Origin of the sequence: Coprococcus sp. AF51-11b1 (genome assembly GCF_027682785.1) — a bacterium.
Lineage (GTDB): Bacteria > Bacillota > Clostridia > Lachnospirales > Lachnospiraceae > Allocoprococcus > Allocoprococcus comes.
The window spans coordinates 135,904-150,342 of record NZ_JAQCZB010000008.1 but is presented as its reverse complement, the minus strand read 5'-3'; the positions used below and the strand labels follow the sequence as shown (position 1 = coordinate 150,342).

Sequence of the window (14,439 nt, the reverse complement as noted above, 5' to 3'; positions counted from 1 at the left end):
AGAAATTCCCAGAGTTGCATGTCGGTTTTCATGGTGTTCATGAGTAGAATAAGTACCAGTTAAGTACCAGTTCTGTTTGCTATTAGATAATCGCAAAAGTTGATCAAGAGCCATATATAGCCAAATGCGGGATGTACACCGAAATGTACATCCCGCATTTGGCTATAATGTGTACTTGAAAGTACTTTATATTATTCAGCAGAGAAAAGGATATCCAGCTGTTCTGCGAATCCTTCCGGTTGTTCAATTTGCGGAAGATGTCTCGTATCCTTTATGCACATGCATTCTATAGCAGGTACATGCTTCTGATATTGTTTAGCAATCTCAATACTGTTTTCATCATATTGTCCAGAGATAATACAGATACTATTTGTCGCCTTGCGAATACAATGATAAATATTTGTCTTTGTATATCCACCTTTGATGCTTGCAAACAAATATTTTGAATGTGCGTTTTCATTATGAGCAGATTCATGGTATATCTTCGTCATCTGATAATCTATCGTATCTTCGTCATACAGATACTTATCCACAAATTTTTCATCAATCGCTTCTCTTGAATGAATAATGTTGTACAGCAGCGTACCAATAATCGGTATTTCGATAAGGAACTTCAGCGTCTTGGTTCTCTTATTCGGACATTTTGCAAGTTCCGTAAGTGACAGTGGATTCACCATACAAATCTTTCCAATCACGTTTTCATCATTTCCGCATGCCATAACTGCAATAGCAGCCGATTCTCCCGTAGCCACAACATCTGCCTTTTCGCCAATGATATGTTTAATAAAATCCGTCAGCATTTGTACATAAAGGAAATTAGTATAAGTAATATTTGGCTTTTCAGATCGTCCACAACCTAGCAGATCCACGGTATAAACAGTATGCTTTTCTGCAAGAATTGCCGCTACTTTTTTCCATTCTACGCCAGAGCTTTCTGCATCCAAATCATGAAGTAGCAGTAGTGGTTTACCATTTCCCTGTTTTCTATAATAGATTTTTCCAAATCTCCAGTCATAATAATTTCCCTCAGATGAGTTTAACAAGCTGTCTTTTGTTGCCATTTCTATAAGTGTTTTATTTATCAGATGGATTGTAATCGCACCAAGTGTTGCTAAAACCGCACAACTTTTCAATTTATTTTTCATCGTTAATTGTCCTTTCTCCGAATCATTTTTGCCCCGATTCAGCAAGATCATACTCGCAAATAGTATCTGTTTTGTGTAATGTTTCACCTTGCGGCTTATAGATAAGTATACCATAATCTCCTTACAGTTTAAAGATTTTCATCATGTTATTGTTCCTTGGTTTTCGACAAAATGTTTCACGTGAAACATTTTGTCTCCTCTTTTTCCAGCTGCTCATAACCAAATATATTTTAATATATCCAAAATATGATGATACCATAGACAAAAGGTCAGAAAGCCGATGCAAGCTTGCTTGCAAGAGATTTTTGTTCTCTTGACCCGCCAGAAAAATGAGTAAGTAGCCATTTTTTCAAGGAAAAATGAGCGGATTACGAATATTTTTATACATTTTCACATTTCACTTTGTGTAGAATGTTTCGCGCAAAAAATCCCCTTATTTATAAAAAATGCCAAAATAAATGTTTCACGTGAAACATTTAGTAGATTTAGATAAAGTTTAGTGTTACAATTATACCTAGATGTAAATAAAACTTCATATATATTTGCACACTATTAGAAAGGAGGTAATTGCAATGGGACGAATAATTGCCGTTGCCAACCAAAAGGGTGGCGTTGGAAAAACTACAACAGCGATCAATTTATCCTCGTGTTTATCGGCAAAAGGGCAGAAAGTTCTCGCAATCGACATGGATCCACAGGGAAATATGTCCAGCGGTCTTGGTATAGATAAGGATAATGTTGCCTATACTGTATATGATCTTTTAATCGGCGAAGCCACTATGGATCAGGTGTTATGCAAAGAAGCAATTGAAAATCTCGACGTAATTCCCGCAAACATTGATCTGTCTGGTGCCGAAATAGAGTTGCTCGATACTGAGAACAAAGAATACATATTAAGAGATGAGGTGCTTAAGATAAGAAGTAATTACGATTACGTCATTATCGACTGCCCACCTTCACTTAGTATGCTGACAATCAATTCAATGACTACAGCCGATACCGTATTGGTTCCAATTCAGTGTGAATACTATGCACTTGAAGGATTGAGCCAGCTGATTAAAACAATCGAGCTTGTAAAAGAAAGATTGAACGAAAACCTTGAAATGGAAGGCGTTGTATTTACCATGTATGATGCCAGAACCAATCTTTCTCTTCAAGTTGTTGAAAATGTAAAAGATAATCTTGATCAGACAATTTACAAAACTATCATTCCACGTAATATACGACTTGCAGAAGCCCCAAGTCATGGCTTACCAATCAACTTATATGATCCTCGTTCAACAGGAGCTGAAAGTTATATGTTATTAGCAGATGAAGTAATTCATAAAGGAGAAGAGTAAGCATGACAGCAAAACGAGGCGGACTTGGAAAAGGTCTGGATAGTTTAATCAAAGAAAACAAAACCGCAAAACATACTGCACCGGTCAAAAAAGAAGTAGTGAATGCCGGGCCAATTATGATGAAAATCAATGATGTAGAGCCAAACCGTGACCAACCAAGAAAACATTTTGAGGAAGATGCTCTCTTGGAACTTGCTGATTCAATCAAACAGTTTGGAATCCTGCAGCCTCTGATTGTTCAGAAACGGAACGATTACTACGAGATCATCGCCGGCGAGCGTCGCTGGCGTGCAGCAAAGCAGGCCGGTGTCAAAGAGGTCCCTGTTATCATTAAAGAATACACAGATCAGGAAATCGTTGAAATTTCTCTTATTGAAAATATTCAGCGCGAAAATCTGAATCCAATCGAAGAAGCGCAGGCATACAAACGCTTGCTAAATGAATTCCGTCTGAAGCAGGATGAGGTAGCTGAGCGCGTTTCAAAGAGCAGAACTGCTGTTACAAACTCCATGCGTCTTCTAAAGCTGGACGAAAGAGTACAGCAGATGATCATCGATGACATGATTTCAACCGGACATGCACGTGCTCTTCTTGCAATCGAGGATAAAGAGCAGCAGTATATTCTTGCCAATAAAGTATTTGATGAAAAGCTCAGTGTCAGGGATACCGAAAAACTTGTCAAAGAACTGAAGAAACCCAAAAAAGAAAAAGAAAAGCCTGTTATCCAGAATGCATTTGTATATGAAGATCTGGAGGAACGTATAAAGTCAATCATCGGTTCCAAAGTCCATGTCAATCATAAAGCCAACGGAAAAGGCAAAATTGAAATTGAATATTATTCGGACAACGATCTGGAACGTATATTTGAATTGTTGATGTCAATACAGGAAGGAAAATAATATATGGAAAGTAAAATTCTGAAATCAATTGGAATTGATCCGGCGTATATATTTCTTTTTCTTATCATGCTGATCATATTGATGTTTCTTCTTTATATTAATGTTAATATGAAATACAATCGTCTGAAATCAAGCTATAACGTATTCATGCGCGGACAGGACGGTAAAACGCTCGAAGAAAGTTTCAGTGCAAGATTCGATGAACTCGACGAGCTTTCCAACATTGCCCACGAAAACAAAGCGGACATCCGCATATTGTATCGCGCGTTGCGAAGCAGCTACCAGAAAGTAGGTATTGTAAAATACGATGCTTTCGGTGAAATGGGTGGAAAACTCAGCTTCGCCCTCACAATGCTTGACAATGATAACAATGGATGGATCCTCAATTCCATGCACAGCAGAGATGGCTGTTACACTTATATAAAAGAAATTGTGCGTGGTGAAAGTTACATTGAGCTCTCTGAAGAAGAGGCCGAATCACTAGATCAGGCCGTTTACCAGGAAATGTATGATCCGGATGTACAGGATGCGATCAAACCACAGTAATAAAAATAAAGAAATAAGACAGGAGAACAGTTATGTTAGATATTAAATTTTTAAGACAGAACCCGGATGTTGTAAAAGAAAACATCAAGAAAAAATTCCAGGATGAAAAGCTTCCACTTGTAGATGAAGTAATCGAACTTGACAAGAGAAACCGTGAAATCAAAGGCGAAGTAGAAGCACTCCGTGCTGAGAAAAATAAAGTTTCCAAAGAAATCGGTGCATGCATGGCTCATGGCGAAAAAGAGAAAGCAGAAGAGCTTAAGAAAAAAGTTCAGGAAAACGCTGCCCGTATGGAAGAACTTTCTGCTGAAGAAAAAGAAGTTGAAGCAAAAATCAAAAAAGATATGATGGTTATCCCAAATATCATCGATCCATCTGTACCGATCGGTAAAGACGACAGCCAGAATGTTGAAATTGAAAAATTTGGCGAACCGGTTGTTCCGGACTTTGAAATCCCATACCATACAGAAATTATGGAAAAATTCAACGGAATCGATCTTGAAAGTGCAGGAAAGGTTGCCGGAAATGGTTTCTATTATCTGATGGGAGATATTGCACGTCTTCACTCAGCAGTTATCTCTTATGCACGTGACTTTATGATCGATCGTGGATTCACATACTGTATCCCACCTTTCATGATCAGAAGCAACGTTGTTACAGGCGTTATGAGCTTTGCCGAAATGGATTCTATGATGTACAAAATTGAAGGCGAAGACTTATATCTGATCGGAACAAGCGAGCATTCTATGATCGGTAAATTCATCGATACCATGCTTGATGAAGCTGAACTTCCAAAGACACTGACTTCTTATTCTCCATGCTTCCGTAAAGAAAAAGGAGCTCATGGAATCGAAGAACGTGGTGTATACAGAATCCATCAGTTTGAAAAACAGGAAATGATCGTTGTATGCAAACCAGAAGAAAGCAAAGAATGGTATGATAAATTATGGAAAAACACTGTTGATCTGTTCCGTTCTCTTGATATCCCGGTTCGTACACTGGAATGCTGTTCAGGTGACCTTGCCGACCTTAAAGTAAAATCTTGTGACGTAGAGGCATGGTCTCCAAGACAGAAGAAATACTTTGAAGTAGGAAGCTGTTCTAACCTTGGTGATGCACAGGCAAGACGTCTTGGCATCCGTGTAAAAGGAAGTGACGGAAACAAATATTTCGCACACACACTGAACAACACAGTAGTAGCTCCTCCGAGAATGCTGATCGCATTTCTCGAGAACAATCTTCAGGCAGACGGTTCTGTCCGCATTCCTGAAGTACTTCGTCCATACATGGGCGGTAAGTCTGAAATCAGATAGAAAACGAGGTAAATTTTGCATAAATATTTAAACGCTATCGGATTCCACGATATCGCATCTGAACGCGAATGGTATCAGATTCTTCTTGAATCCGAAAAGAAATTTTCCGGATATGACCGTATTGCCCTGGACGAGCACACAGATCTCTGTGAGCTTCGCAGGGAATACGGCAACGGGATTGGCATTTCTTCCTGCGGCTTTATCGATGAAAATGATGAAGAGTTCCGCAGAGAATGCTATTTCCCATATTTTTCAGGCAGTGGAGTCAGCTCTTATGCTGATATTGCAGTAGAACAGAAAGCATCCTCACCGACCTATATTGGTGTCTGCGAAGATGTAAAGCTCGGCTGCAGTATCATTTTCCATATCCAGAACGGAATGGAATACATAAAAGAAGCCACTCTCGGTGGTCTGAACAAAAGTTCAATCTCTATAACCTTCTCTGGGCTTGCCTTAAGTGGGAAAATTTTGCTTCCGGTCACAAAGGATGCAGGTGCTGCGGACAAGAGAGCGAAAGATCTCCGCAACCGGATGATGCTTATGAGCGCAGCAAAGGAAGGGAATCCCGATGCCATTGAAAGCCTTACGCTTGACGACATCGACACCTATGCCGCAGTATCAAAAAGAATTCGCGTGGAAGATATTTACAGTATTGTCGATACGCATTTTATGCCAGCTGGTCTTGAATGTGACCAGTATGCGATCCTTGGTGAGATTCTGAATATCGATACCATCGAAAATCTTCTTACCGGGAAAAAACTTTATGTTCTTACAGTTGAAACCAATGAGCTTCAATTTGATGTATGCGTACCGGTTGAAAAGGTGATTGGCGAACCGGCAGTTGGAAGACGGCTGAAGGCACAGATCTGGCTGCAGGGGCATATTAATTTTTAGGAAAGATTTTTGACTTATATAAAAAGCATGACCAAATTTCTTTTAATTGAAAATTAGTCGTGCTTTTTGTATATGCGTTTCAGAACATTCGGCTTTACATGAAAAAGTCCTGTAAAAGCTATTTCACATATCAGATCCCGCTCTGTTACCTCACCATGATCATCCTCTTAGAAAAGCATTTGACATTTTCATGTTCAAACGGTATGATATATGTATATGTTCTATTAGTCAAATGAATATAAGAATCGTCTCCTAAGAGAAAGCCGAGGCATTCCCCAAAGGGAAAAAATGAAAAACAACTTTCAGTTCGAATCTATTCTGAAAAATGCCAAAGGTGACAACAAAGCATTCCCCAAATTGGGGAACGTTCTAATGTTACCAAATCAAAAAAATCTGTAGATTGACAACTTGAAAAAGAGTTGATAATCTTATATATGGCCGAAGGGAAAAATCCCAGAAACCCAGTAAAATCAAGGGTTTACGGCATGTGTCGTCATAGCTCAGCTGGATAGAGCACTCGCCTCCTAAGCGAGGGGTCGGAGGTTCAAATCCTCTTGGCGACGGGCTTCAAAGCGTTCGAAAATGTCAGCTGGATTAGCTGACAACGAACGCTTTTGTTATTTTCTAATCACGTTCGTGACACAAAATTCCATTCAAAATGATCAATTTCCAGCTAACGCAATCCGATTTTTGTTAGCTGACAGCTAATCTGATTGAGATTCGATCCGATCTTTCCATATTCACTGACCAGTTTTCTGAGGTCATTCATGTCTGCAACCACTTCAATCTGATGATTGATTTGTTTTTCAAGCAGGAGTTTTCTCAGATATTCTGATCGACTAATAGATAAACAAGCAGCGCCTTGGTCTAATAAATCCAGTTCGACATCTGTAAGACGTAATCCTATAAAATGTCTGTGATTTAGTTCTTTATCTTTGTTTTCTGTTCTCATATTCCTCCTTTCGCTGCGACTATTCCTCCCACCGGGAGTCCACGTATTTTAATATCGGCTGTCCCTTCCGATATTAGAAATAGTGCTGTGAACACCTTTAGGTGGAACCAACAGACAAGTGAAACGTCTGTTATTGAGAGGGTATTGGGAAATCCCCATCAAGATAAATCCCATAGGAGAACAAGATGCCAAATGGCAATACTGTTAAACATGGGTGGATCTTGCTCTTATTTGTACCCCTCTATATAACGAAACGCTCAGAGGCTGTTTTACAGTGGGGGAAATGAAAAAAATCAAAAACTTGATGATTAATGGTGAGCTTGTGATAGAATGGAAAAAAGAGAAAAGCATAAAGGATGTAGTTGTGGAGAATATTTGTTATGATTAGAAAATTGCTGAACGGAGATATCGATAGAGTTGCCGACATATGGTTAAAGACAAATCTGAAAGCACATTATTTTATTTCCAAGCAATACTGGAAAAGTAATTATGAACTAGTAAAAGGAATGATGTCACAATCCGAAGTCTATGTGTTTGAAGCAGATAAAATGATACAAGGATTTGTAGGACTAAACGATGAATATATCGAAGGTATTTTTGTTTCTGAAGAAATGCAGTCATGTGGCATAGGTAAGCTTTTATTGGATTATATTAAGGATAAAAAAGTCAGATTACAATTAAATGTATACCAGAAGAATACCAGAGCAATTTCTTTTTACCAAAGAGAAGGTTTCATTATTCAATGTGAAGGTTTGGATGAAGTTACTGGTGAAAAAGAGTACACCATGCTCTGGAAACAAAAATAGAAATCGGAATTTGAAGGTGCGATTGATGAAAATTATCGAAGTTAAAGAGAATAAAAAACAATATCTTGATTTGCTCCTATTAGCAGATGAGCAGGAAGATATGGTTGACCGTTATCTTGATAGCGGCAAGATGTATGTACTTGATGATAATGGGGTCAAGTGCGAGTGTGTCATAACGGATGAAAAAAATGATATACTCGAAATCAAGAACATTGCGACAGTTCCAGAATATCAAGGGAAAGGTTATGCAAGAGCCTTAATTGAGTTTATTGTTAATAATTACAGAGAACAATACGCCATTCTGCAAGTCGGAACAGGCGATAGCCCACTGACAATACCATTTTATGAAAAGTGTGGTTTTGTCCGTTCACATATTATATCAAATTTCTTTACAGATAATTACGATCACCCAATCTACGAGAGCGGAGTACAGTTAGTAGATATGGTGTATTTGCAAAGACCTTTATAATTAACTTCCAGTTGTTGAACTGAATCCGAAAAGCATTAGGGCGCAGAGGAGATAGAATCCTTTGCGTAAAAGACTAACGAACATATTTAATGAAACATCGGAACCATCTTCTTTTTGTTGTCTACCTATAATAACGATTGGAGTAGTCGATTATAGACACTGCAATCAAAAAAATCTGAAAATATATTTATCAACATTACATAAAAGTGTGTAGATGCACGGAAATGGGGAGTATAACGATGGAGATTAAAAGAGACGCTTACCTACAGCAGCTGATCGAGCGAAAAGATAATGGAATGATAAAGGTGATTATCGGCATTCGTAGATGTGGCAAATCCTTTTTGCTGTTTACCATCTTTAAGAGATACTTACTGGAGAAATGATATAAATAAGGCCACGGCTGATTTCATGTTGGAACAGCCGTGGCTCAGTTTATTTTTTTATCCGTACAAACGAGACTGTTCCGCAGATTATGTAGAACAGACAGAGTACGATTCCGATAGTGAGAACATACGAGAATAAAGATGAACTTAAGAACGAGATAAACAAAAATTTGTTGAATTAAAAATGAAATAAAGTTCCAGTAATCTTTGCTGATGTAGGTGTTATGATTATCACCATATTAAATGCAATTCGCTGTCTGTTTGTGAAGAAACTGTAAAAGGCAGGTAGAACATGGATAAAGAAAAAGAAATGTTATCCGATGAAAAATTTGTACCGACTTTCAGAATTTTACAAGATTTTTGCCAATGAATTGTGTATATAGCAGAAATCCTGCAAAATCCTCAAGCAGCAAAGAAAACTGCGAAACAGAGCGTATGAAAATAGATCATACGCTCTGTTTTTTTGCAATATTTTATTATCTTGCGAATTTATCATTGTAACGAATATGCATATCTTTCCAATCCATAAACAATACGTAAAATACCTTTCCGTATTGCGGGTTCTCTACAATTCTTCCATGATCAAGCACAGAAAAATAAGTTCCGTCAGCTTTTCGAAGATGGAAGTGAATATAGTCATTTTCATTACCACTGTCAATCTGTTCCCAGATACTTGATTCTATCTGTTGCTGTTCATCTTCCCGGATCAAGTTGCGAAAACTTTTCTTAGTAAGTCTGAACAGTTCATCTATATCTTTATATCCTGACATATGAAGAAATTCATCATTTGCAAAAAATAGTTCATCATCTTCTTTGTCAGCTCTGTATATGATGAATGCACCTGGAAGATGTTCAGAGATATCCTTGAATGCGAATCCAAGCTGTTTGCGGGCACCTGACCGAAGTCCTTCTCTGTAGACCATACATCCATTTTTTCCATGAAGCTTTATTTCATAAAGAGCGGCATCTGCGCAGCGCATGAGTTGTGAACGATTGGATGCAAATGTTGGATATTCTGCATATCCTAGAGAAATATAAAATGCATGTTCCTTACCATGGTATGAGAATGATTTAGGAAGTTTGGTGAATTTCTGCAGCTGTATATCTGCTTCTGCAAAGGTACAATTTGGTAAAAGAATGCAGAATTCGTCACCACCATTTCTTCCAAGTAATGCATCGGATGGGAAAAAAGTCTTCATGCTGTCTGCAAGATTCTTTAGTGCCCTGTCTCCATAATTATGTCCATAGATATCATTAATAAACTTGAAATCATCAATATCAAGGAGCGCAGCCACAAAATGTGCTTTTGGATTTTTTTGAATCATTTTTTCTGCAAATTCATCAAATCCATAGCGGTTATAAATATTTGTAAGAGAATCTGTGCGCGCCAGTATCTGAAACTTTTTCTTATGTTCTTTTGCTACTAACCATACTCTGGTAAGAACTGACAGGAGAAGGCTTATTGTAAGAAATATTCCGATGATGATTATCAGTAATGTGGCATTTCTCCATCCACTTTTAGGAGTTACTTCAAATTTCCAGTTTTCATCTCCTATTGTAAATGTATAAGAAACAGGATGATTTATTTGCCCATCTGATTGATAAACCACTTTATAAGTATCACTCCATGGAGCGTCTGTTTTTGAAATTTTGTATTCGTATCCAAAATTTGAAAGTGCACTGATTGAATCTGAAAAAATATCCGGAACACGCAGGATAACAATAGTAAATCCCCAGAAATACTCATGTCCGTTTTTATCTTTCAGGTATACGGGATTGCGAACTGCAATTCCATATCCTCCCTGTTTTAATTTGAAGGGGCCCTGCGTAATGATTGTATGGTTGTCTCTTGCGTAACAGGAAATTTTTCCGCGGTCTTTATCATGAATCAAATCAATCTTACCTGCCTCCTTTTCATTAGCCGGATAAATATCTGTAACAACACCATTAGGAGCGAGCTGTACACTTTCAATAGAATCAGACATAAGATTTCCTGCAATTGTTTCAAACTGATGGATTTCGCCATCTTCACTTATTAAGATTTGCTTCAAGGTATCTGTGATCTCAATTCCATTTGTAATTTCATTCTTTATTCGTTCGCCATAGGTGGCTACGTTTAATTGTGCTGTTATGTGTCTCTGCTCTTTTTCGTGGGCGTCTGTTTTGTATACAATCAAACTAACAAGGCATATGCCCAGTAAAAAAATGATAAGAGGCACAAGTGTTTTCTTTTTCACTTGGTTCACCTCATTGTCCATGGGAATTATTATAATAAAGCATTATATCACAGAAGTTGAAAAACAGAATAAGTTTTATGAAAAACGGACTGTGCATAATCCTTATACATGAAATGAAAGAAATCCTTGGTGATGAAGTCGATCCAAAAGACAAAAGAAACATATTATGAACCCTTCAAACCAAACCCTCAAGTTTGCCCCTCAAACCATTATTAATGAAACGGATCAAAAGCTCTGTTCTTTCATGAGTGAAAGTCTGTATACACGTCTGCCGGTTTCTTCATAATGCTGATCCAGAAGATCACAGGTTGTCTGGAGATCGTTAATCCGGATGGCCTCCAACAGACATTGGTGTGTCCATACTGCAGCGCTTCCGTTATAAGAGGTATTTTGATCCGGTGTGTTTGGTTCTAAGCATTTGGCATTCTGAAGCGTTTCAGCATCTCCGCTTAACTGTCCAAAGCGATTAGCATTTTGAACCGAGAGGAACATGGCACCATTCAGTGGACTCAGCAGCTCCCACATTTTGGTCAGTCGGTTAAGCTGGGCAGAACGAATGATCTGCAGGTGGAATGTCTCATCTGCACGAACAGCCTTCATAGTATTGCCTTCGAGAATAGCCTTTCGAAATTCTTCAATACTGGCTTCCATTATCATGAGACTATAGTCACTAAGAAGGCAGTTACTTTTTTGGATTGCCAGTTTTTCAAGGCTGCCGCGCAGAAAAAAGACTTCATAAGCGTCTTGTGGAGAAAGCAGTGCGACTGTACATCCTTTGTTAGGACAGTAATCGACTAAACCTTCGACAGCGAGCTGTCGGAGTGCTTCGCGCACAGGACCTCGGCTGAGTCCGAATTTCCGGGCAATTTCAGCCTCTACCAGTTTTTCTTGAGGCTGAAGGATTCCATTGATGATCTGCTCCCGCAGAGATTCAAGAACAATTTCTGATGTAGTAGTATTTGATGTTTTTCTTTGTTTCTGCATATTTACCTCATAAAATTTTCAGAATAAGTATCCGTTTTCGATAGGTACGCTTGGTTCATAGTAGAACATACCGCCAATTTCTCGCATGTTTCATTTCCTTACTAATTAATAGAAAAAATTATACGGATGTCTTTTGTCCGTTAGCAAAAAACTTATTATAATTATAGTGGATTGTTAGCAAAAACGAAAGCACTATTTTCCCGCTGTTAACATTAAGTTGAAATTGTTGACAATCATATTTGCATGGACTATACTTGGGTTATCAAGAGTAGCTCAAAAATTCTGCATTGTCATAAAAAATCCTAAAGGGGAATAGGAAGCAACGCAGTAATTGATGGATGTCGGACTGTCTGGTTTCCGAATAGTCCGATTTTCAGCTGAGAAGAATAATTATAGTAGGAAGGAGAGAACTTATGAGACTTACAAATTTGACTTGGCCGAAAGCTCAAGAATATTTTGAAAAAAACGATATGGTACTTATTTCTATCGGCAGTATTGAGTGTCACGGCCGTCATATGCCGCTTGGAACCGACACACTGATTCCGGAGCATTTGTTGGAGAAAATCGAGAAAAAGAGTGATGTTTTGATTGCTCCGACCATTCCATATGGTTCCTGCCAGTGTTTAGCTCCATATCCGGGTACAATTGATATTGACAATGAGGTACTCTATCAATTTTGCCGTCAGATTTTTCTGAGTCTGTATCGTCACGGCGCAAGAAAATTCGTTTTCCTGAACGGACATGGCGGAAACATCAAGATGATTGAACGCCTTGGCATGGAATTCGAAGATAAGGGCTGTCTGGTGGCTATGCTTAACTGGTGGCTGATGGCATGGGATATGAACCCGGCGTGGAAAGGCGGCCACGGCGGTGGTGAGGAAACAGCTGCGATTCTTGGAATTGATCCGTCTTTAGTTGATAAGAGTGAGATAGGTGGTGAACTCCAGTTTAAGCACCTGTCTGATAATCTGAAGACAACCGGTTTCCGTTCTGTTGAGTTCAAGGGAGTTAACGTTGATATTATACGCAATACTCCGCATGTAACAGACAACGGCTGGATCGGACCGGATCATCCGAGTACCGCTACAGAAGAGTGGGGCAAGGAAATGCTTGAGACTACAGCAAACTATATTGTTGATTTCATGGAAGAATTCAAGAAAGTAAAACTTTCATAAAGAGGTGTCATAATGGATAAAAAAACAACATTGGAAATGATTGCAGCAATTTCAAATGCAAACGGTACATCCGGTTTCGAAGATGAAGTGGTTGCAGCGATTCGTCCTTACGCAGAAGGACTCGGAGAAATTACAGAAGATCGCATGCGCAACCTGTATATCCGCCGTAAAGAAAATAACGGCAAACGTCCGGTTGTTCAGCTTGACGCACATAGTGATGAGGTTGGTTTTATGGTGCAGGCTATCTGCCCGAACGGAACTCTCCGCATCATTCAGATCGGAGGTTGGGTTAACCACAATATTCCGGCTCATAAAGTCTTGGTTCGCAACCGGTTCGGAGAATATATTCCGGGGCTTACTGCCAGCAAGCCTCCGCATTTCATGACAGAGCAGGAGCGTAAAGCACCTCTGGATATGAAAGATATCACGGTAGATGTTGGCGCTGTTTCTAAAGAAGAGGCGGTTGAAAAGTTCGGCATTCGTATCGGTGAACCCGTAGTGCCGGATGTGACATTTACATATTCAGAAACCACAGATCTGATGGTTGGCAAGAGCTTTGACTGCCGTCTGGGATGTGCGGCAATTCTTAAGACCATGCATACCCTGGCTGGTCAGGAGCTGAATGTGGATATTGTTGGCGCTTGTGCAGCACAGGAAGAAGTTGGTGTACGCGGTGCCACTGTAACAGCACAGGTAATTAAGCCGGATATCGCAATTGTTTTTGAGGGATGCCCGGCAGATGATACCTGCGTTGAGTCGTATATGGTTCAGACAGCTATCAAGCGAGGACCGATGCTGCGTCACATTGATGCCCGTATGATCACCAATCCACATTATCAAAGATATGCTCTGGATCTGGCAGAAAAGCTTGGTATTCCGGTTCAGGATGCAGTTCGCAGTGCCGGTTCAACCAACGGTGCAGCTATACATCTGACTGAAAAAGCGGTTCCGGTCATCGTTATCGGTGTTCCGGTTCGCTATGCGCACACACATTATGGAATTTCAGCTTATAGCGACTTTGATAACGCTGTTAAGCTGGCATGCGAAATTCTTAAAAGACTTGACGAAGAGCAGGTTATGAGTTTTTAAATACAATACATAAAAGAAACAAAGCATTTTCGAGACATACTAACAGAGAATTGTATTGCTACGCTTGAATGTTACCTAAATCATAAACAAAGCATTCGGAAAACCTCAGAGCTAGCAGAAGGTTAAACATGGAATCCTGATAAATAGGAATACACCAAAAAAAATAGGGGCTGCCGCACTAATGCGACAGCCTCATTTAGCATACAT

The 14,439-nt window shown here is 39.2% G+C and carries 12 protein-coding genes, 1 tRNA gene and 2 pseudogenes; 11 read left to right on the top strand and 4 right to left on the bottom strand.

Annotated elements, in window-relative coordinates; all coding sequences use genetic code 11:
• Nucleotides 1–191: 191 nt before the first annotated feature.
• The gene (locus PGY05_RS09550) at nucleotides 192–1,145 is read right to left on the bottom strand and encodes an alpha/beta fold hydrolase (protein WP_243172308.1); all 954 of its coding nucleotides are present in this window, start codon (nucleotides 1,143–1,145) and stop codon (nucleotides 192–194) included.
• 572 nt (nucleotides 1,146–1,717) lie between these two features.
• On the opposite strand from PGY05_RS09550, the gene PGY05_RS09545 reads away from it, so the two are divergent.
• The 6 genes from PGY05_RS09545 to PGY05_RS09520 all read left to right on the top strand — a co-directional run bounded on the left by PGY05_RS09545 (nucleotide 1,718) and on the right by PGY05_RS09520 (nucleotide 6,700).
• Nucleotides 1,718–2,485, top strand: coding sequence for a ParA family protein (locus tag PGY05_RS09545; RefSeq protein ID WP_008371366.1), 768 nt, complete (start codon nucleotides 1,718–1,720; stop codon nucleotides 2,483–2,485).
• Between the two features lie 2 nt (nucleotides 2,486–2,487).
• On the top strand, nucleotides 2,488–3,384 hold the full coding sequence (locus PGY05_RS09540; RefSeq protein WP_195488495.1) for a ParB/RepB/Spo0J family partition protein: 897 nt from the start codon (nucleotides 2,488–2,490) through the stop codon (nucleotides 3,382–3,384).
• A 3-nt stretch (nucleotides 3,385–3,387) separates the two neighbouring features.
• Entirely contained in the window at nucleotides 3,388–3,930 is a 543-nt protein-coding gene (locus PGY05_RS09535; protein WP_173690764.1) for a DUF4446 family protein, read from the top strand.
• A gap of 32 nt (nucleotides 3,931–3,962) precedes the next feature.
• Nucleotides 3,963–5,243, top strand: coding sequence for a serine--tRNA ligase (gene serS, locus PGY05_RS09530; RefSeq protein WP_008371361.1), 1,281 nt, complete (start codon nucleotides 3,963–3,965; stop codon nucleotides 5,241–5,243).
• A gap of 15 nt (nucleotides 5,244–5,258) precedes the next feature.
• Nucleotides 5,259–6,137 carry a DUF3881 family protein gene (locus tag PGY05_RS09525; protein ID WP_195502926.1) on the top strand — a complete coding sequence of 293 codons (879 nt, stop codon included), beginning with the start codon at nucleotides 5,259–5,261 and terminating at the stop codon, nucleotides 6,135–6,137.
• Nucleotides 6,138–6,626: 489 nt separating this feature from the next.
• Nucleotides 6,627–6,700 (top strand) — tRNA-Arg (locus PGY05_RS09520).
• Nucleotides 6,701–6,840: 140 nt separating this feature from the next.
• On the opposite strand, the pseudogene PGY05_RS09515 reads toward PGY05_RS09520, so the two are convergent.
• Nucleotides 6,841–7,089, bottom strand: a pseudogene (locus PGY05_RS09515) (plasmid mobilization protein); the annotation flags it as partial.
• A 380-nt stretch (nucleotides 7,090–7,469) separates the two neighbouring features.
• Between PGY05_RS09515 and PGY05_RS09510 the strand changes: the two are divergent.
• The 3 genes and pseudogenes from PGY05_RS09510 to PGY05_RS09500 form a co-directional block, all read left to right on the top strand.
• Nucleotides 7,470–7,895 (top strand): GNAT family N-acetyltransferase, encoded by a 426-nt coding sequence (locus PGY05_RS09510; protein WP_055248682.1) that lies wholly within the window; start codon nucleotides 7,470–7,472, stop codon nucleotides 7,893–7,895.
• 25 nt (nucleotides 7,896–7,920) lie between these two features.
• Complete coding sequence (locus PGY05_RS09505; protein ID WP_055248683.1) at nucleotides 7,921–8,364, top strand: GNAT family N-acetyltransferase; 444 nt, start codon at nucleotides 7,921–7,923, stop codon at nucleotides 8,362–8,364.
• 239 nt (nucleotides 8,365–8,603) lie between these two features.
• Nucleotides 8,604–8,741, top strand: a pseudogene (locus tag PGY05_RS09500) (ATP-binding protein); the annotation flags it as partial.
• Between the two features lie 482 nt (nucleotides 8,742–9,223).
• Here the strand turns inward: PGY05_RS09500 and PGY05_RS09495 are convergent.
• Entirely contained in the window at nucleotides 9,224–10,984 is a 1,761-nt protein-coding gene (locus tag PGY05_RS09495) for a diguanylate cyclase domain-containing protein (RefSeq protein WP_270475758.1), read from the bottom strand.
• Between the two features lie 225 nt (nucleotides 10,985–11,209).
• Nucleotides 11,210–11,968: a GntR family transcriptional regulator gene (locus PGY05_RS09490; protein WP_055155945.1), complete on the bottom strand. Its 759-nt coding sequence runs from the start codon at nucleotides 11,966–11,968 to the stop codon at nucleotides 11,210–11,212.
• Nucleotides 11,969–12,381: 413 nt separating this feature from the next.
• Between PGY05_RS09490 and PGY05_RS09485 the strand changes: the two genes are divergently transcribed.
• Entirely contained in the window at nucleotides 12,382–13,143 is a 762-nt protein-coding gene (locus PGY05_RS09485) for a creatininase family protein (protein WP_008371256.1), read from the top strand.
• Between the two features lie 12 nt (nucleotides 13,144–13,155).
• Complete coding sequence (locus PGY05_RS09480) at nucleotides 13,156–14,232, top strand: M42 family metallopeptidase (protein ID WP_008371255.1); 1,077 nt, start codon at nucleotides 13,156–13,158, stop codon at nucleotides 14,230–14,232.
• The last annotated feature ends 207 nt before the right edge of the window (nucleotides 14,233–14,439 follow it).